Below are 18758 nucleotides of genomic sequence, written 5' to 3' on the forward strand. Positions count from 1 at the left end.
AGCGCGCGGCGCCGGCGCCCGGCGCCGCAGTGCGCCGGGCCGCGGATCAGACGGCGAGGGCCTGCTTGACCTGGGCCAGGCTCGGGTTCGTCATGACCGACTCGGCGCCGGCGGCGGACTTCACGAGCACGGTCGGGACCGTCTGGTTGCCGCCGTTCGCCTTCTCGACGAACGCCGCGGACTCGGGGTCCAGCTCGATGTTGATCTCGTTGTACGCGATGCCTTCCCGGTCCAGCTGCGTCTTCAGCCGGCGGCAGTAGCCGCACCAGGTCGTGCTGTACATCGTGACGGAACCCGTGTCCTGCATGCTGCGCTCTCCTCTGTGGGGTCTGGGTGGTCCGAGTACTCGAACGTACGGGACCGCGGGGCCATTCCCGCACCCGCGATACGGCCGTGACGTCCAAGTACGTCAAGTGCGACCGGTAAGCCCATGCGATGAACGCGCGCACCCTGTGGACAACTTTCCCGCCCGCCCCGCGGGACCTGGCAGCATGTTGGGGTGACATCAGCAACGCACCTCTCATCCTTCCCCGCCGGCGCGGACTCGGCCGACGCGGTGCTCCTGGGCCTGGACCCGGAGCAGCGCGAGGTCGCGACGACCCTGCGCGGGCCGGTGTGCGTGCTGGCGGGCGCGGGCACGGGCAAGACCCGGGCGATCACCCACCGGATCGCCTACGGGGTCCGCTCCGGCCAGCTGATGCCGGCCAGTGTGCTGGCCGTCACGTTCACCAACCGCGCCGCCGGAGAGATGCGCGGCCGCCTGCGCTCCCTCGGCGCGGGCGGGGTGCAGGCGCGGACGTTCCACTCCGCCGCCCTGCGCCAGCTCCAGTACTTCTGGCCCAAGGCGATCGGCGGCGAGGTGCCCCGGCTCGTCGAGCGCAAGATCCAGCTCGTCGCCGAGGCCGGCGCCCGCTGCCGCATCCGGCTCGACCGGGGCGAGCTGCGCGATGTCACCGGTGAGATCGAGTGGGCGAAGGTCACCCAGACCGTGCCCTCCGACTATCCGGCGGCCGCCCTGAAGGCGGGCCGCGAAGCCCCCCGGGACATGGCGGAGATCGCCCAGATCTACGGGACGTACGAGCAGCTCAAGCGCGACCGCGGCATGATCGACTTCGAGGACGTGCTGCTGCTCACGGTCGGCATCCTCCAGGACCGCCACGACATCGCCGAGCAGATCCGCACCCAGTACCAGCACTTCGTGGTGGACGAGTACCAGGACGTCAGCCCGCTCCAGCAGCGGCTGCTGGACCTGTGGCTCGGCGAGCGCGACAGCCTCTGCGTCGTCGGCGACGCCAGCCAGACGATCTACTCCTTCACCGGCGCCACCCCGGACCACCTGCTGAACTTCCGCACCCGCTACCCGCAGGCCACCCTGGTCAAGCTGGTCCGCGACTACCGCTCCACCCCCCAGGTGGTCCACCTCGCCAACGGGCTCCTCGCCCAGGCCAAGGGCCGCGCCGCCGAGCACCGCCTGGAGCTGGTCTCCCAGCGCGAGCCCGGCCCCGACCCGGTCTACGCCGAGTACCCGGACGAGCCCGCCGAGGCCGAGGGCGTCGCCCTGCGCATCCGGGACCTGATCGCGGCGGGCGTCCCGGCCGGCGAGATCGCCGTGCTCTACCGCATCAACGCCCAGTCCGAGGTCTACGAGCAGGCCCTCGCCGACGCCGGGGTCCCCTACCAGCTGCGCGGCGCCGAGCGCTTCTTCGAGCGCGGCGAGGTGCAGAAGGCGATCCTCGCCCTGCGCGGCGCCGCCCGCTCCGGGGGCAACGACCCGCTGCTCGACGACGTCGTCGAGCTCGGCTCCCAGGTCCGGGCCGTGCTCAGCTCCACCGGCTGGACGGCCGAGCCGCCCGCCGGCTCCGGCGCCGTGCGCGACCAGTGGGAGTCGGTGGCCGCCCTGGTCCGGCTCGCCGAGGACTTCGCCCGCAGCCGGCCCGGGGCCACCCTGGCGGACCTGACCGTCGAGCTGGACGAGCGCAGGGCCGCCCAGCACGCCCCGACCGTCCAGGGCGTCACCCTCGCCTCGCTGCACGCCGCCAAGGGCCTGGAGTGGGACGCCGTGTTCCTGGCCGGCCTCACCGACGGCATGCTGCCGATCACGTACGCCAAGACCGACGAGCAGGTGGAGGAGGAGCGCCGGCTGCTCTACGTCGGCGTCACGCGGGCCCGGCTGCACCTGACGCTCTCCTGGGCGCTCTCCCGGGCTCCGGGCGGCCGGGCCTCCCGACGCCCCAGCCGCTTCCTGAACGGGCTGCGGCCGGGCTCTGCGGCCCCGGGAAGCCGGCCGGGAGCCCCGGCCGAGAGAGCGGTCCGGGCGCGCGGCCGCCGCGGACCGGCCCGGTGCCGGGTCTGCGGCAAGACCCTCACCGAGGCCGGTGAGCTGAAACTGATGCGCTGCGAGGACTGCCCGTCCGACATGGACGAGGGCCTCTACGAGCGGCTGCGGGAGTGGCGCGCGGGCCAGGCGAAGGAGCAGGGACTGCCCGCGTACTGCGTGTTCACGGACAAGACGCTCGTCGCGATCGCGGAGGCCCAGCCGTCCGAGGAGGGCGAGCTCTCGATGATCTCTGGAGTCGGCGGCCGCAAGCTCGACCGGTACGGAGCCGATGTCCTGGCCATCTGCGCAGGTCAGGAGCGCGGGGGCGCAGATTCTGACGACGCGTAGAAACTCGTCGGAAAAATAGTTTGCGCATGCCCAGCGAATCCCCATAGGTTCTTAGCAACGGAAACGGTGGCTTCTCCGAAGCTCCGGATCCGTGCTGTACTTATCCGAATACGTATGGGACAGGCCCCCGGGCCCCCGTCCCCGAGACGCCGAGAGGAGGCGAGACCAGTGACCAGCTTCATCACCACCACCAAAATGACCGATCGCTCGGTCGCCGCTTCCTGCACGCTCGGCTCCTCCTCGCTCCTCCCGCTCCTGGGTACCGGTCTGTCCGCGATTTCCGCTGACAGCCGCGCCCTGCTGGCCGCGCCCTCCGCGCTGCTGGCGAGCGAGCGGAATGAGCGACCGACCCAGGCACCGGTGGCAGTACTGGAAGCCCAGGCGCATGGCGCCTATGGGTTTGCGGCCGCAGCCGGTGCCGGATCCAAGACGACGCAGACGAAGCAGCAGCACCACCTGATGTGGGCCTTCCGTGGGCTCGAACCCTGGAGTGATCCAGCCTGATTCCAAGATCAGGCCGGCGCCTTCAGGGCCGCGGAACCCCACCCGGGATCCGCGGCCCTTCTGTTTGTCCCCGACCGGGGACGGACGGCACGAAGGAGCCTCGGGACTGGCAAGACCAGGTACCAGCCGCCCCCGGCCGAACCCGGCCGGAACGACTAGCCAACCAAGACGAGGAAGAAAACACCGTGCAACTCGAAGCGCACGCCCCGTCCGTACCGCAGACCCAGACGATCTCCCCGCCCGCAGTCCCGGAGGACTCCACCTTGACTCCCCTCACCGCGCTGACCGCGCTCGACGACGCCATCGAGAACCTCGGCGTACCCGTCGCCTGCCGTACCTACGACCCCGAGGTCTTCTTCGCCGAGTCCCCGGCGGACGTCGAGTACGCCAAGTCCCTGTGCGCCACCTGCCCGCTGGTCGAGGCCTGCCTCGCCGGTGCGCTCGAGCGCCGCGAGCCCTGGGGTGTCTGGGGTGGCGAGCTGTTCGTCCAGGGCGTTGTCGTAGCCCGGAAGCGGCCCCGTGGCCGTCCGCGCAAGAACCCGGTTGTCGCGGCATGACCGCCATCGGAACCATCGACCGCCCCGTGACGCACGACCCCTTGAAGCAGGCCCTCATGACCGCCCACACGACGAGCGAGCAGCCGCACGGCTCCGCCCACGCAGACTTCATCACCGCCGGCGCGATCACCTCGCGTCAGAACAGGACCCGAGAAATGCAACTCATCCCAGAAGCCCTGGCCCGTGCCCATATGGACGACCGCATGCGCGAGGTCGACGCCGAGCGTCGCGCCCTGCGCCTGGTCGCCGCCCGCCGCATGCAGCGGCGAGCCGAGCGCGTCTCGCTGCGCGCCCGGCGGGCGCTCGCCATGGCCGTCATGCACTGATCAGCGGCTGAACCGCCGCTGACCAGCGGCGCAGCAGCGTACGGGGGACCGGTCCGAACGGACCGGTCCCCCCGGTGCGTTGCGGACGGCTCTCCGGCCCTCGCGGGGATATCGTCTGGAGGTGGACCAGCCGAATCCCCACCCCGCCCCGTCGGGAGCCGAGGCCCAGCCCGTCGTCTGCGCGCGCTGCGGCAAGAAGGCCCCCGACGGCGCCCCGCCCACCTGGACCTGCTCGGTGGAGAACGGGACCAGACAGTACTTCTGCGTCGACTGCGCGCGAGCCAACCTCAGGGCGATCGAGGGCCGCCTCGACTCGTCCTGGTGGTGACCCCGGGCCCGTAGGCCCGCAGGCCCACGCGCTCACTCCTCGGGCAGGAACCCCGGGAGCCAGGACTCCAGTTCGTCCCGCAGCCGTACCGTCGCGCCCAGCTGGCAGAGCACCCCGATGGTGCTCAGCGTCACCCGGTGGATCAGCAGGTACGAGGGCGGCAGATTGATCTGCCGGCCCAACTGGTGTGCGGGGGAGCGGGGATCTGCGATCCGGGCCGCCTGACCGCGCAGCCACGGCCGGGTGAAGGTGAACTCCTCGGCCTGGGCCGGCTCGATGATGGGCAGCAGATAGTCCAGCACCGCCTCCGGATCCAGTTCGATGGACTCCCTCACGAACCCCTCGGCGCACAGGTGTCCGTAGATCCCCTCGGCGTCGCCCTCCAGCGTCATCCGCAGCGAGGTGCCGATGGGCTTGGGCCAGCCGCCGGGCAGCCGGTCGACGGTGCCGAAGTCCAGCACGCCCAGCCGCATCCGGCCGTCAGCCCCGGCCAGCAGACGGAAGTTGCCCGGGTGCGGATCGGCGTGCAGCAGCCCGGTGCGCGCGGGCCCCGAGAAGAGGAACCGGGCCAGCAGCTGCCCGGCGCGGTCACGCTCCTCCTGGGTGCCGTCCGCTATCACCTCCGACAGCGGGGTCCCCTCCATCCACTCGGTCACCAGCACCTCGTCACCCTGGTGCACGACGTCCGGTACGACCACGTCCTCGTCGCCCTCGAACGCGTCCGCGTGGATCCGCTGGGCCTCCGCCTCCAGCTCGTAGTCCAGCTCCTCCGAGACCCGGTCGCGCAACTCCTTGATCAGCGGCTTGACGTCCATACCGGGGATCAGCGGCCCCAGCAGCCCCGCGAACCGGCCCAGTTGCTTGAGGTCCGACAGCAGCGCCTCGCCGGCCCCCGGGTACTGGACCTTGACCGCGACCTGCCGGCCGTCGTGCCACACCGCCCGGTGCACCTGCCCGATCGAGGCGGCCGCGGCCGGCTTGTCCTCGAACTCCTCGAACAGGTCCCGCCAGTCGGCTCCCAGCCGGTCCGCCAGCACCTGGTGCACGGTCTGGGCGGGCAGTGGCGGGGCCGCTTCCTGGAGCTTGGTCAGCGCCGCCCGGTACGGCCCGGCGACCTCCTCGGGCAGGGCCGACTCGAAGACCGAGAGCGCCTGCCCGAACTTCATGGCACCGCCCTTCAACTCCCCGAGCGTGCGGAACAGCTGCTCGGCGGTGCGCTGCTGGAGCTCGCGCGCCACTATCTCCGCCGACTTGCCCCCGATCCGCTTCCCCAGCCCCCAGGTGACCCGGCCCGCGAAGCCGAGCGGCAGCGCGGCCAGCTTGACGGTACGGGTGACCGCCTTCCGGGGAAGATCAGACATGCGCCCCTCCAATTCCCAGACAGCTGTGCCGCAAGCGGCGGTTCAGGATGACCCCTCGTTCCCTCGCATCCTGTCACGGCTCTTCCGGCCCGCCCCGGCCGAGGCGCCCGCCTCCGATGTGGCAGGAATCCAGCCCTTGCCAGACAGCATCGCCCCCCATGGGACAGCATGACCGGACAGCGGATTGAGTCGTCGGTGGGAAAGGGCTGCGGATGGCGGGGCGGGGGCCTTCGAGGCAGGAGCTGATCCGGCGACGGCGCTCCAGCGGTTTCATCGGGCGCCAGGGAGAGATCGCGGCCTTCCGGGACGCCCTCCGCCAGCCCCCGGACGAGGCGGCGCAGTTCCTCTTCCACGTACGCGGCCCGGCCGGCGTCGGCAAGTCCACCCTGGTGCGCCAGCTGGAGACCGTCGCCCGCGAGGGGCAGGCGGTCACGGCGTACGTCGACGAGTCGGTCGCGGACGTCGTCGAGACGATGGAGGTCATCAGCGCGCAGTTCGCCCAGCAAGGCGTGGCACTGAAGGGCTTCGACAAGCTGCTGGCCACCTATCGGCAGCGCCGGCACGAGGCGGACGCCGGGATGGCCACGGCCGCCGCCGGGGCCGACGCGGCAGCCGGTGGCTCCCCGGCGCCGTCGCCGTCGAGCGTGATCGCCTCGCAGCTGGGCCTCGTCGGACTGGGCATGCTTCCGGGAGTCGGTGCTTTCACGGGAGCGGTCGACCCGAACCAGGTCGCCGCGGGCGCGGACCGGGTCAAAGCCCTCCTCAGCACCCGCCTGCGCAGCCACGGCGATGTCGAACTGGTGCTGTCCCCGCTGGACGCCTTGACCCCGGTGTTCCTGGAGGAGCTCGGGGAGGCGGCCCGCAAGCATCCGTGGATCACGCTGTTCTTCGACACCTACGAGCGCACCGGACCGATGCTGGACACCTGGCTGCGCGACGTGCTGGGCAGCGACCGCTATGGCGAGCTGCCCGCGAACGTGCTGGTCACCCTGGCCGGTCAGTCGCGGCTGGCCGCCCGCTGCTGGGAGGACTGGCACGACCTGGTCACGGACTGGCCGCTGGAGGTGTTCACGGACGCCGAGGCACGCCGGCTCCTCGCGGGAAAGGACGTGACGAACGAGCGCGTTGTAGAGGTGATCCTCCAGCTGTCGGGACGGCTTCCGGTCCTGGTCTCGACACTGGCCGAGACGCAGCCGGGCAGTGTGGAGGAGATCGGAGACCCCAGCGGTACCGCCGTCGAGCGCTTCCTCAAGTGGGAGGCCGATCCGGCTCGCAGGGCCGCAGCCCTGGCCTGTGCTTTCCCTCAGGAACTGGACGAGGACGTGTTCCGGGCGGCCGTCGAGGAGGAAGCCGCCGAACTGTTCGGCTGGCTGCGGTCGATGCCCTTCGTCACCGACCGGTCGGGGCACTGCCGCTACCACGAGGTGGTCCGCAGTGCGATGCTCCGGCTCCAGCGCAGGCAGTCCCCGGCCCGCTGGGAGCTGTTGCACACCCGGCTGGCCGACGCCTTCCGGCTGCGCCGGGAGCGCCTGGAGGAGACTGCCGCCCCTGCCGACGGCTGGTGGTCGGACGAGACCTGGCGGGGACACCGGCTCCAGGAGACGTACCACCGGCTGTGCGCCGACCCGCGCGCCGCCCTCCCGGCTGCGATGCGGGAGCTCGTCGACGCCTATGACCACGGCGTCACCACCCTCCGCCGCTGGGTCCAGGTCTTGATCCAGGCCGGCCGGGACACACAAGGCACGGAACTCACCGACTGGGGTGAGCGCCTCCGGACGGCCCTGGAGCACCGCGACGCCGGCGTCGCCACCCTGACGCTCCTGCTGTCCCGGGGCGCACTCGACACCACGGGCCAGGCCCACGCCCTGACCCTGCGCGGCCGCGACCACCGCAAGGCCGAGCGGTACCCGGAGGCCCTGGCCGACTACGCACGGGCGCTCGCCCTCGACCCCGGGGCCAAGCGCGCGCACTTCGGCCGCGGCCGAACCCACGAGCTCACTGAACGCTTCGAGGAAGCGATCGGGGACTACACCCGCGCCATCGCGCTCGATCCCGGCCATGCCTGGAGCATCGGCAGCCGCGGGGTGTGCCACCGCAACACCGGCCGGTACGAGGAAGCGCTGGCCGACTTCGACCGAGTCCTCGACCTCACACCGGACGACCACAGGACGTTCACCCACCGCGGTGTCCTCCACCGCATCACGGAGCGGTACGACGAGGCCCTCGCCGACTTCACCCGCGCCATCGAGATCAAACCGAACAGCGCCTGGGCCTTGGCGAATCGGGGTTACGTGCTCTCCAGCACGGGGCGGCACGAGGAGGCATCGGCCGACCTCGACCGGGCGATCGAGATCTTCCCGGACTATGCCTGGCCCTACGTCATCCGGGGCCGCAACCACCGGGGTCGCGCACGGTACGAGGAAGCGCTGATCGACTACACGCGCGCCATCGAGCTGAGACCCGACTACTCCTCGGCACTCGCAGGCCGGGGCGAGGTCTTCCGCCTGACGGCGCGGTACGAGAAGGCCATGGGCGACTTGACCCGGGCCATCGCACTTCGGGCTGACTACGCCTGGGCCCTCGCCAGCCGGGGTGCGATACACGGACTGATGCAGCGGCACGAGCAGGCGCTGGAAGACTTCGACCGGGCGATCGAGCTCGATCCGACCTATGGGTGGGCCCTCAAGCGGCGTGGACTGGCTCTTCTGCTGCTCGGCCGACACGAGGCGGCCTTGGCCGACCTCACCCGTGCCATCGAGCTCGGAGCCGACGATGCCTGGGTTCTCTCCAGGCGTGGGGACGTCTTTCGCAGGCTGGGCCGATGCGAGGAAGCTCTCGCCGACTACACCCGCGCCGACGAGCTCGAGCCCGGCAGTGTCGAGACGCTGGCCCGCCAAGGCCTCACCCGGCGGCTGCTCGGCCAGTACGAGGAGGCCTTGGCCGACCTCACCCGCGCGATCGCACTTGAACCCGACCAGGCCTGGACGCATTACGAGACGGCCGTCGTGCTGCACGCCCTGGGGCATCCGGACCGGGACCGGCACCTGGCCCGTGCGGTCGAGCTCCTCACCCCCAACGGGGCACCCACCGTGGGTGGTTCTGCCGCCGACATCGGCAACCTCGTTCTCGCCCACTGCGTATGGCCCCACTGGGAGCAAGCCGGACAGCATTTCGCCGAGTTTCTGGCCAAGGCCCCGCCCCCTGGGCAGATGCACGAGCTGCTCGTCGCCCTGCGCAGCTTGATCCCGGTGATTCCGTCGGCCGAGTCCCGGATCGAGGAGCTCTGCCGCGCTGTGGAGGGGCGGCTTGACGCGCCTTCGTAAGAGCTTCACGACGGCACCGCCTGTTCGGCCGGGATCCGGGCCGCCGCGCAAGGACAGTCGGGGTGGGGGCGTACGGGGGTCTGCTCCCAGTGGAGGCCCGGGAGGGCGGCTTCCCAGCGGGAGGCCGTGGAGGCGGGGAGCTCGCCGTCGAGGAAGGCCAGGGCGTGGGCCGCGGCCAGGCCGGCCACCGCCGTGGCCAGGCCCACGTCGCAGGCCGCGGTGGCCCGGCGGCGGTGCGCCGAGCGCCATTGGACCAGCATCCGGGGCCAGGCCGGATCCGCCGCGACCCGGTCGCGTTCCATGCAGCCCGCGCACGCCGTGGCCCCCGGCAGCACCAGCGGCCCCACCAGCCCGGTGCCCTCCAGCACCCCGGCGTACAGGTGAGGGGTGCCGGCGGTGATCCAGTCGGCCGCGGTGCCCGGATCCGGGGCCCACGCCTGCAGCCCGTCCCGGGGCGCGACCACCACCAGGGACACCCTCGGCTCGGGCCCCTCGTGCTCCGCGGTCCGCGGCGGGCGCCCCGGGGCCGATGCGCGGACCAGCGCGGCGGCGGCCTCCGCCCGCAGCCGGCCCACGCTGCCGGGCCCGAGCCCGCCCGGCGCCACATCCGCCGGCTCGACCCGGCCGCCGTCGAGGACCTCGACCCGGCCCACGCCCGCTGCCGCCAGGACCCCGGCGATCACCCCGCCCACCCGGCCGCTCCCGCGCACCTGGACCCGTATGGCCCGCCGCGCCGCGACCCCCCGCAAGTCGCCCCCCGGCTCGCGGTGCACCAGCGACAGCGAGCCCAGATCGGGCCCGAGCCGCTCCAGGGCCTCCGGCCGTTTGCGCACGGCCTGGGCCCGCGGGCCGCCCGCCGTGGCGTCGTCCAGCAGCCCGGCCGCCGCCAGCCGCCGCACCAGCGCGTCCACCTGCCCCTCCGGCAGCCCCACCGCCACCGCCTCCGCGCGCAGCAGCTCCATCCCCCGCGTCCCGTCGATCCGGTCGATGAGCGATCCCGTCGCCGTGTCCACCGGGCCGAGCACCACCGCGTGCGCGGGCGTCACCCCGAACTGCACCGTCTGCAGATCCCGCCACGCCCTCGCCAGCGCCGGCTTCACCTTCGGATACATGGCCTTCCCCCTCCTGCGAACCCCGCCTCATTCCCGTCCCTCGCAGAATGACCGCCCGCCGCATTCCGTGCGCGCATTTGTCCACAGGCAAGGGTTATTAGGCATATGAGATGGAGAAAGGGGGTGCTTCCTGTGCCGCCTTCGAGTCGATCATGTTCGAACCGCGGAGCGGGGGGACTTCGGCCAGGCGAGCGGGTACGGTCTTGGGCGTGTCCGCCGACCCACAGCAGCGCGCCGTCGAAGTCCGCCGGAGCGCGCGCCGCCGCAGGACCGTATCCGCCTACCGCGAGGGTGACCGTACGGTCGTCCTCATCCCTGCCCGGATGTCCGAGGCCGAGGAGCAGCGCTGGGTGGGGGTCATGCTCGACAAGCTGGCCGCGCAGGAGAGCAAACGCACCCTCGGGGACGCGGAACTCACCGAACGCGCCGAGCGTTTGTCCGAGCAGTACTTCGCAGCCCGGGCCCGCCCCCGCTCGGTGCGCTGGGTCACCAACCAGAACACCCGCTGGGGCTCCTGCACCCCCGCCGAAGGCAGCATCCGGCTCTCCCACCGCCTCCAGGGGATGCCGGAGTACGTCGTCGACTACGTGCTGCTCCACGAGCTGGCCCACCTCCTCGTGCCCGGCCACGGCCCCCGCTTCTGGGAACTGCTCGAGGCCTACCCGCGCACCGAGCGGGCCCGCGGCTACCTGGAGGGAGTGGTCGCCGCCGAGCGCCTCCCCAAGGTCCCCGCGGCCCGCGAGGAGTGACCCGCCCCGCACACCCCGCCCCGCGCACCCCGCCCCCCCCGGGCGGCTCACGTCTCGATATGTACCGGGTCGGTACCGACTTGGCCGGATGTCGGCGGATGCGGCTAGCCTGAGCGGCACGCAATTCACTGTCGGGATGGGGGACGGTCGTTACGTATGGCCAGGGAATTCCAACGCGGTCACAAGGCCAGGATCAGCGATCTGACGGCAGGCACGGATCTGTACGTGGGCGTGCAGATCGCCGGGCCGGGACTCGCCTTCGACATCAGCTGCTTCGGCCTTGACGCCAACGAGCAGCTGTCGGACGACCGGTACTTCGTCTTCTACAACCAGCCGAAGTCGCCGGAGGAGTCGATCCAGCAGCTCGGCGCGCAGGCCGGCGACACCGAATCCTTCCGGGTGACGCTGGACCGCGTTCCGGCGAGCATCCACAAGCTGTCCTTCACCGCCACGATCGACGGCGCCGGACAGATGTCGCAGATCGGACCGGGCTACATCCGGATCGTGGCCGGCGGCGAGGAAGTCGTCCGGTACTCCTTCACGGGCGCGGAGTTCAGCACCGAGCGCGCGGTCATGCTCGGCGACTTCTACCTCAAGGACGTGTGGCGCTTCGCCGCCGTGGGCCAGGGCTTCGACGGCGGGCTCGCCGCGCTGCTGAAGAACTTCGGCGGCGAGGTCGCCGAGGAGGACGAACAGCAGGCCCCGCAGCAGCCGCAGGCCCCCGCCCCCGCCCCGGCCCAGGCCGGCGCCGCGCCGGGATTCGCCCCGCCGCCGCAGGCCGCCGCCCCGGCGCCGTCCTTCGGCGCCCCGGCCCAGGCCCCGCAGGCCCCCCAGGCCCCGTACGTCCCGCAGCCCGCGCCCGCGCCCGCCCCGGCCCCCGCCCCGCAGTACCAGCAGCCCGCCCCGCCCGCCCCGGTGCACTCGGCCCCGACCATGGTCGGCCCGCTCACCACCCCGCCGGCCCCCGCGCCCTACGGCCAGCCGCCGCACGCCCCGCAGCCGCCCGGCCCGCCCGCGTACGGGCAGCAGCCGCAGCCCTCGTACGGCCAGATGCCCGGCTACGGCGGCCAGGTCCCGCCGCCGGCCCCGGCCCCCGCGCCCTACGGGCAGGTCCCCGGCCAGCAGCCGCTGCCCCCGTACGGCCAGCAGATGCCCGGCCAGCAGCCCGGCTACGGCCAGGGCGCCCCGCAGGCCGCCGGCGCCGGCCTCGCCGCCGCCCTCCAGCCGTACAAGGAAGTCCCCACCGGCACCCGCTGGACCGCGCAGAACCAGCAGCTCATGCGCGTCGACCTGGCGATGGGCGGCCAGCCCGTCCTCGCCCGCCAGGGCAGCATGGTCCTCTACCAGGGCAAGGTCGACTTCAGCTACAAGGGCGCGGGCTTCGCCGGCCGCATCGTCGGCAACGCCACCGGCCAGGAGATGCAGCTGATGCGCTGCAGCGGCCGCGGCCAGGTCTTCCTCGCCGAGGACGGCGCCCACCTGCACGCCATCGAGCTCCAGGGCGACGGGATCTGCGTCTCCGCCGAGTCCGTCCTCGCCTTCGACGAGAGCCTCCAGCACGAGGTCCGCCGCATCGAGGGCCACGGCATCCCCGGCGGCGCCCTGTTCACGATGCTGTTCCAGGGATCCGGCACGGTGATCGTCAAGACGCACGGCACGCCCGTCGTGCTGCCCGTCACCCCGACCACCTTCGCCGACAGCAACGCCATCGTCGCGTGGTCGGCGGCCTCCCAGGTGATCGTCTCCAGCCAGGTCCGGCTGCGGCGCAACGCCTACCCCGGCCACAGCGGGGAGACCGTGAACCTCCAGTTCCGCGGCGCCCCCGGCAACTTCATCGTCGTCCAGCCGTACGAGGTCTGAGGGAGCCCCACATGAATGCCATGAACGCAATGAACCAGCAGCTCGCGGGCTACGCCCCCACCCCCGTCACGGCCCGCATGGAGAACCACGGCAGGGCCATGCTCAAGGTCGCCATGCAGAGCGGCCAGGACCTCTTCGCGCGCACCGGATCGATGGTCGCGTACGAGGGCTTCGTCCAGTACGAGCCCAACCCGCCGGCCCTGCGCCAGATGGCCTCGCAGTGGCTGACGGGCGAAGGCGCCCCGCTGATGAAGTGCACCGGAGACGGCCTGCTCTACCTCGCCGACTACGGCGCCGACGTCGTCGTGATCAACCTCAACAACGACGCCCTCTCGGTCAACGGCACCAACCTGCTCGCCTTCGACGCCCACCTCCAGTGGGGCGTCGAACGGGTCAAGGGCATGGCCAAGTTCGCCGGCCAGGGCCTGTTCAACGTGCAGATCTCCGGCACCGGATGGGTCGCGATCACCTCCCGCGGCACCCCGATCGTGGTCGACTGCGGCCGCGGCGACGACGAGACGTACGTCGACCCGGACGCGCTCGTCGCCTGGTCCCCGAACCTCAAGGTGAAGGGCAAGCGCAGCTTCAAGGCCTCGTCGATGATCGGCCGGGGCAGTGGGGAGGCCTACCAGATGGGCTTCTCCGGCCAGGGCATCGTCGTCGTACAGCCCAGCGAGGACAGCACCGACCGGCTCCGGACCCGGGGCTGAGGGGGAGCGGACACATCATGCAGAGCGCACTTTTCGCCCACGCCGAGGCGCAGTCCCAGGAGCGGTACGCCGTCCAGAACCCGCAGCTGCTGCGGGTCACGCTGGCCGGCTCCGACGACGTGCTCGCCCGCAAGGGCGCCATGGTCGCCTACCAGGGCATCATCGACTTCGACGGCGAGTACCAGAGCACCACGCAGCGCACCGCCCGCGCCCGCACCGGCGAGGGCCTCGACCTGATGCGCTGCTCCGGGCAGGGCACGGTCTACCTGGCCAACCTCGCCCAGTACGTGCACGTCGTGGACGTGGACCAGGACGGCCTCACCGTCGACAGCAGCTACGTGCTGGCCCTGGACTCGACCCTGCACACCGAGGCGATCGCGGTGGACAGCCAGTACGGGATCTCCGGCTCCGGCAAGTACCAGCTCAACATCACCGGCCGCGGCAAGGTCGCGCTGATGACCTCCGGGCAGCCGCTGATGATGCAGGTCACGCCCGACAAGTACGTGAACGCCGACGCGGACGCGATCGTCGCCTGGTCCACCTCGCTGCGCGTGCAGATGCAGGCCCAGACGCACTCCAGCGGCGTCTGGCGGCGGCGCGGCAACACCGGCGAGGGCTGGGAGCTCAGCTTCCTCGGCACCGGCTTCGCGCTGGTGCAGCCGAGCGAGGTGCTGCCGCCGCAGAACGCCCAGCTCGGACAGGGCATGGCCGCGCAGTACGGGATGGGCCAGCACGGCGTCCAGGCCCAGAACCAGAACAACGCCTGGAACTAGCCCGCGCCCCCAACACACGGAAGGGGCGGCTCCGCGGATGCGGGGCCGCCCCTTCCGGGCTGTCCGGAGAGCGTCAGAGCCGCGCCCGCGTCGCCTCCATCAGCCGGACGACCGAGGTGTCGGCCACCGCCGCCACCTCCTCGTACGGGAACCAGCGCAGGTCCAGCGACTCCTCGCTGATCTCCGCCACCGCGTCGGCCGGAGCCAGCGCCGCGTACTGCACGTCCAGGTGCCAGTTGCACGGCGCCGGGATCGGGTGCCGGTCCAGCCGTACGGGGCCGCCCGGGAGCAGGGTCAGCCCGGAGGCGATGCCCGACTCCTCGACGGCCTCGCGCAGCGCGGCCCCGGCGAGGGTGGTGTCCTCGGACTCGCAGTGCCCGCCCATCTGGAGCCAGATGCCGAGCTTCTTGTGCAGGGTCAGCAGGACGCGCCCGCCCGCCGGGTCGATGACCAGCGCGCTGCCCGTGATGTGCCCGGCCTGGCAGGGCTTGTAGACCCCGTCCGGGTGGGCGGCCAGGTGTTCCAGATACAAGTCGCGCAGCTCGGGCTGGGCCTCGTACCCCTTGAGGACCAGCACCGCGTCGTCGTAAAGGCTCACTTCTTCGTTTCACCCTCGCCGTCGGAGTCACCGTCGGAGCCGGAGCCGGAGCCGGAGCCGGAGCCTGAGCCGGGAGCGGAGTCGCCGGGCCGGCCCTGGTCGCCCTTGTCGCGCTTCTCCGCCGCCTCGCCGAGCATCTTGTCGATCTCGGAGAAGTCCAGCTGCTCGCGGTGCACGAACCCGTCCGGATCGTCCAGGTCGGAGGCGGTCGGCAGCATGTCCGGGTGCTCCCACAGCCCGTCCCGGCCGTCCACGCCGCGCGCGTCGGTCAGCGAGGCCCACAGCCGCGAGGCGTCCCGCAGCCGGCGCGGGCGCAGCTCCAGCCCGATCAGCGTCGCGAAGGTCTGCTCCGCCGGGCCGCCCGAGGCGCGCCGCCGGCGCATGGTCTCGCGCAGGGCGTCCGCCGAGGTCAGCCGGGGCTTGGCCGCCTCGTGCACGACCGCGTCCACCCAGCCCTCGACCAGCGCGAGCGCCGTCTCCAGGCGGGCCAGGGCGGCCTTCTGCTCGGGGGTGTCCTGCGGCTGGAACATGCCGCCCTGGAGCGCCTCCTGCAGCTGCTCCGGGTTTGACGGGTCGAGCTGGCCGACCACGTCCTCCAGCTTCGAGGTGTCGATCTTGATGCCGCGCGCATACCCCTCGACCGCGCCGAACAGGTGCGAGCGCAGCCACGGCACGTGCGCGAAGAGCCGGGCGTGGGCCGCCTCGCGCAGGGCCAGGTAGAGCCGGACCTCCTCGGCGGGGACACTCAGGTCCTTGCCGAAGGCCTCGATGTTCAGCGGCAGCAGGGCGGCCTTGCCCGCGGGGCCCAGCGGCAGCCCGATGTCGGTCGAGCCGACGACCTCGCCCGCGAGGGTGCCCACGGCCTGGCCGATCTGCTGGCCGAACATGGCCCCGCCCATGGAGCGCATCATGCCGAGCAGCGGGCCCGCCATGGCCTGCATCTCCTCGGGCAGCACGCTGCCCATGGCCACGCCGACGCGCTCGGCGACCGGGTCCACGAGCTCCTTCCACACCGGGAGGGTCGCCTCGACCCACTCGGCGCGGCTCCACGCGACGGCCGTGGTGGCGCCCGAGGGCAGCGAGGTCACCCCGTCCAGCCAGTGGTCGGCGAGGCGCACGGCCTCCTCGACGGCGGACTTCTCGGAGCTGCCGACGCTGGCGTCCTTCACACCGTCCGCCGTGCCCTGGGCCACGGTCTGGCGGGCGATGTCCTTGGCCATGTCCCAGTTCACGGGACCGCCCTCGTAGCTGAGCATCTGGCCGAGCTGCTGGAAGGCCGCGCCCAGGTCGTTCGGGTTCATCGAGCCGAACATCGCCGCGAACGGGTTGTCCGCGCCGCCCGGGCCGCCGGCGCCGCCGGGCAGGCCCATGCCGGGGAACCCGAACGGATTCGGGCCGCCCTGACCGCCCTGATTGCCCTTCTTCTTGCCTTCGTCGCCGTTCTCCGGCTCCTCCGGCGGAAGGCCGAATCCGAATGGGGTGTCGCTCACGGGTTTCCTCGGCTCGTAGGGCCGTCGGCGGAGGCCGACGGGAAATGGTCCGACAACACCACCCAGCGTAGACACCAGACCCGCTTCCGGGCTCGGTGCTCCGCCGACTCCTGGGCTGCGGCAGGATGGACATCACCTGGTAGGTACGCGTCACGACGCGTCCCTACTGAAGACAACCGCTGGAGACGCCTGGTGAGTTCCCCAGATCCACAGGTTCGCGCGCCCCACGACGCCGAAAACCGCCCTGAGCACGGCGAAAGCGCCCATGACGTTCGCCGGGCGCGAAACCAGGCGGCGCCCCGCAAGAACGGCCCAGTGATCGCCGTGACCGGAGCCGCCTCCGGGGTCGGGGCCGCCCTGGTGGCCCGCCTGGCCGCTTCCGACGAGGTCAAGCAGGTCGTGGCGATCGACGAGCGGCGCGGCGAGTGCGCTGCCGCGCAGTGGCACGTCCTGGACGTGCGCGACCCCGCGATCGCCGAGAGACTGCGCGGCGCCGACGTGGTCGTCCACCTGGCGCTGGACCTCGACCTGGAGACGGACCCGGCGGCCCGTACGGCGTACAACGTACGCGGGACCCAGACCGTGCTGACGGCGGCCGCGGCGGCCGGGGTGCACCGGGTCGTGCTGTGCACGTCCGCGATGGTCTACGGGGCGCTGCCGGACAACGACATCCCGCTGTCGGAGGACTCCGAGCTGCGGGCCACGGCCGAGGCGACGGGCGTCGGCGACCTGCTGGAGATCGAGCGGCTGGGCCGCAGGGCGCCGCGGGCGCACCCCGGTCTGAACGTGACCGTGGTCCGCCCGGCGGTCCTGGTCGGCGGCACGGACACGGCGCTGACCCGGTACTTCGAGTCCCCCCGCCTGCTGGTGGTGGCCGGATCCCGGCCGACCTGGCAGTTCTGCCACGTGGAGGACCTGGTCAGCGCGCTGGAGTACGCGGCGCTGGAGAAGGTCGAGGGCGAGCTGGCGGTCGGCTGCGAGGGCTGGCTGGAGCAGGAGGAGGTCGAGGAGCTGAGCGGCATCCGCCGCATGGAGCTCCCGTCGGCGGTCGCGCTGGGCGCGGCGGCGCGGCTGCACCGGATCGGCCTGACGCCGTCCCCGGCCGGGGACCTCGCGTACACGATGCATCCGTGGGTGGTCAGCGTCAGCGGGCTGCACGCGGCGGGCTGGCGGCCGCGCTGGACCAACGAGGAGGTGCTGGCCGAGCTCCTCCAGGAGGTCGCGGGCCGGCACACCGTCGCCGGGCGCCGGCTGGGCCGCAAGGACGCCACCGCCGCGGGCGCCGCGGGGGCGACGGTCGCCCTCCTCGGCGCGGCCGCGGTGGTCCGCGCCGCCCGCCGCCGCCGAGGCCTCTGACCTCGAAGCTCCGCCCGGGCCGGGGGCCCGGGCGGGCGGCGGGGGCCGTCGGTCCTGTAGGAGGCTCCATACGCGTGGGTCGTACAGCCGGTCGAATCGGCTATACCGCGATGTGAGAGCGGTGGTGCACGATGGCTGCATGGCACCGCACTTCGACCACCCCGGCGAGCAGGCCGCTCCGGACCCGATCCGGCTGCTCGGGATCCGCGAGACCCCGCTCTCGATAGACGAGGTCTTCCAGGCCGTCGGCGACGATGCGACGGGCGGCACCGCGCTCTTCGTCGGCACGGTGCGCAACCACGACGGCGGGGCCGATGTCGACGGGCTCGGCTACTCCTGCCACCCGACGGCCGAGGCCGAGATGCGGCGCATCGCCGAGCAGGTGATCGCCAAGTACCCGGTCCGCGCGCTCGCGGCGGTCCACCGCGTCGGCGACCTGTCCGTCGGCGACCTCGCGGTGGTCGTGGCGGTGTCCTGCCCGCACCGCGGCGAGGCCTTCGAGGCCTGCCGGATGCTGATCGACGACCTGAAGCACGAGGTCCCGATCTGGAAGCACCAGACCTTCTCGGACGGTACCGAGGAGTGGGTCGGCGCCTGCTGAGGGGCGTCGGGACCCCCGCGCGCGGGGCGGCCGTGGCGAGCGGGTACTGTCCCACCCGTTCGGCCGCGCAACACGCCCTCGATTTGCGTAACCCCCTCCCGGGCACGAGCGTTGAAGCCACCAACGACACGTACTTTCGGGGCAGGGAGGCACGTCCATGGCGTCATTGGCGTGGTTGCTGATTCCGCTGTTCGCCGCCATCGGAGCGGCGATATGGGGCAGCTGGGCGGCTCGCGACCGCACTCAAGGAGACATATCCGAACTCGCGGGATACGCGAGGTTCCGTGAAGCCATGGACAAGGCCGATCAGGCCAAGGCGAAGGCAGCGGCCCATTCCGGTTCCGACGCGGTGTGACGCGTCCCGGGCGAGGCTCCCTGAGCGCCCTGAGAATCCGCTGAGAGTTCCGCGTACGGCCCCCGTACGGTCCGGCCCCGGCGGCCGCCC

General features: G+C 72.3%; 18 protein-coding genes. 13 read left to right on the forward strand and 5 right to left on the reverse strand.

From position 1 onward, the window contains the following. Positions 1 to 46: 46 nt before the first annotated feature. Entirely contained in the window at positions 47 to 307 is a 261-nt protein-coding gene (locus IF02_RS0102705; RefSeq protein WP_030153502.1) for a mycoredoxin, read from the reverse strand. Positions 308 to 499: 192 nt separating this feature from the next. On the opposite strand from IF02_RS0102705, the gene IF02_RS0102710 reads away from it, so the two are divergent. From IF02_RS0102710 to IF02_RS0102730, 5 genes are all read left to right on the forward strand, one after another. Next, a complete protein-coding gene (locus IF02_RS0102710) occupies positions 500 to 2665 on the forward strand; it encodes an ATP-dependent DNA helicase UvrD2 (RefSeq protein ID WP_051695556.1) in 2166 nt (721 codons plus the stop codon). 168 nt (positions 2666 to 2833) lie between these two features. After that, positions 2834 to 3169 carry a hypothetical protein gene (locus tag IF02_RS0102715; protein WP_030153504.1) on the forward strand — a complete coding sequence of 112 codons (336 nt, stop codon included), beginning with the start codon at positions 2834 to 2836 and terminating at the stop codon, positions 3167 to 3169. Between the two features lie 185 nt (positions 3170 to 3354). Further along, positions 3355 to 3726 carry a WhiB family transcriptional regulator gene (locus tag IF02_RS0102720; protein ID WP_030153506.1) on the forward strand — a complete coding sequence of 124 codons (372 nt, stop codon included), beginning with the start codon at positions 3355 to 3357 and terminating at the stop codon, positions 3724 to 3726. Further along, positions 3723 to 4052, forward strand: a complete 330-nt coding sequence (locus tag IF02_RS0102725) for a hypothetical protein (RefSeq protein WP_030153507.1) — start codon at positions 3723 to 3725, stop codon at positions 4050 to 4052. Before IF02_RS0102720 ends, IF02_RS0102725 begins: the two co-directional genes overlap by 4 nt. 121 nt (positions 4053 to 4173) lie before the next feature. Further along, complete coding sequence (locus tag IF02_RS0102730; RefSeq protein WP_030153509.1) at positions 4174 to 4380, forward strand: hypothetical protein; 207 nt, start codon at positions 4174 to 4176, stop codon at positions 4378 to 4380. Positions 4381 to 4412: 32 nt separating this feature from the next. Here IF02_RS0102730 and IF02_RS0102735 read toward each other — a convergent pair whose 3' ends face one another. Beyond that, on the reverse strand, positions 4413 to 5741 hold the full coding sequence (locus IF02_RS0102735; RefSeq protein WP_030153510.1) for an ABC1 kinase family protein: 1329 nt from the start codon (positions 5739 to 5741) through the stop codon (positions 4413 to 4415). Positions 5742 to 5953: 212 nt separating this feature from the next. Here IF02_RS0102735 and IF02_RS0102740 point away from each other — a divergent pair, with 212 nt between their 5' ends. Then, complete coding sequence (locus IF02_RS0102740; protein ID WP_051695560.1) at positions 5954 to 9064, forward strand: tetratricopeptide repeat protein; 3111 nt, start codon at positions 5954 to 5956, stop codon at positions 9062 to 9064. A gap of 5 nt (positions 9065 to 9069) precedes the next feature. On the opposite strand, the gene IF02_RS0102745 is transcribed toward IF02_RS0102740, so the two are convergent. Next, positions 9070 to 10176 carry a ThiF family adenylyltransferase gene (locus tag IF02_RS0102745; protein WP_030153514.1) on the reverse strand — a complete coding sequence of 369 codons (1107 nt, stop codon included), beginning with the start codon at positions 10174 to 10176 and terminating at the stop codon, positions 9070 to 9072. Between the two features lie 152 nt (positions 10177 to 10328). On the opposite strand from IF02_RS0102745, the gene IF02_RS0102750 reads away from it, so the two are divergent. The 4 genes from IF02_RS0102750 (at position 10329) to IF02_RS0102765 (ending at position 14268) form a co-directional block, all read left to right on the forward strand. Beyond that, the gene (locus IF02_RS0102750) at positions 10329 to 10925 is read left to right on the forward strand and encodes a M48 family metallopeptidase (protein WP_420708073.1); all 597 of its coding nucleotides are present in this window, start codon (positions 10329 to 10331) and stop codon (positions 10923 to 10925) included. 156 nt (positions 10926 to 11081) lie between these two features. After that, complete coding sequence (locus tag IF02_RS0102755) at positions 11082 to 12785, forward strand: TerD family protein (protein ID WP_030153518.1); 1704 nt, start codon at positions 11082 to 11084, stop codon at positions 12783 to 12785. 29 nt (positions 12786 to 12814) lie between these two features. Continuing rightward, positions 12815 to 13495 (forward strand): AIM24 family protein, encoded by a 681-nt coding sequence (locus IF02_RS0102760; RefSeq protein ID WP_030153520.1) that lies wholly within the window; start codon positions 12815 to 12817, stop codon positions 13493 to 13495. 17 nt (positions 13496 to 13512) lie between these two features. Then, positions 13513 to 14268 carry an AIM24 family protein gene (locus IF02_RS0102765; protein ID WP_030153522.1) on the forward strand — a complete coding sequence of 252 codons (756 nt, stop codon included), beginning with the start codon at positions 13513 to 13515 and terminating at the stop codon, positions 14266 to 14268. A 73-nt stretch (positions 14269 to 14341) separates the two neighbouring features. Here IF02_RS0102765 and IF02_RS0102770 read toward each other — a convergent pair whose 3' ends face one another. Together IF02_RS0102770 and IF02_RS0102775 are read right to left on the reverse strand one after the other, a co-directional pair. After that, on the reverse strand, positions 14342 to 14866 hold the full coding sequence (locus IF02_RS0102770) for an NUDIX hydrolase (protein ID WP_030153523.1): 525 nt from the start codon (positions 14864 to 14866) through the stop codon (positions 14342 to 14344). Next, positions 14863 to 16356, reverse strand: a complete 1494-nt coding sequence (locus tag IF02_RS0102775; protein WP_051695568.1) for a zinc-dependent metalloprotease — start codon at positions 16354 to 16356, stop codon at positions 14863 to 14865. Before IF02_RS0102775 ends, IF02_RS0102770 begins: the two co-directional genes overlap by 4 nt. 192 nt (positions 16357 to 16548) lie before the next feature. Here IF02_RS0102775 and IF02_RS0102780 point away from each other — a divergent pair, with 192 nt between their 5' ends. The 3 genes from IF02_RS0102780 to IF02_RS0102790 all read left to right on the forward strand — a co-directional run bounded on the left by IF02_RS0102780 (position 16549) and on the right by IF02_RS0102790 (position 18668). Then, positions 16549 to 17712: an SDR family oxidoreductase gene (locus IF02_RS0102780; protein ID WP_030153525.1), complete on the forward strand. Its 1164-nt coding sequence runs from the start codon at positions 16549 to 16551 to the stop codon at positions 17710 to 17712. A gap of 139 nt (positions 17713 to 17851) precedes the next feature. After that, a complete protein-coding gene (locus tag IF02_RS0102785; protein ID WP_030153526.1) occupies positions 17852 to 18313 on the forward strand; it encodes a molybdenum cofactor biosynthesis protein MoaE in 462 nt (153 codons plus the stop codon). A gap of 157 nt (positions 18314 to 18470) precedes the next feature. Continuing rightward, entirely contained in the window at positions 18471 to 18668 is a 198-nt protein-coding gene (locus tag IF02_RS0102790) for a hypothetical protein (protein ID WP_030153527.1), read from the forward strand. Positions 18669 to 18758 lie beyond the last annotated feature (90 nt).

This window comes from Streptomyces sp. NRRL S-244 (assembly GCF_000717915.1).
Classification (GTDB): domain Bacteria; phylum Actinomycetota; class Actinomycetes; order Streptomycetales; family Streptomycetaceae; genus Streptomyces.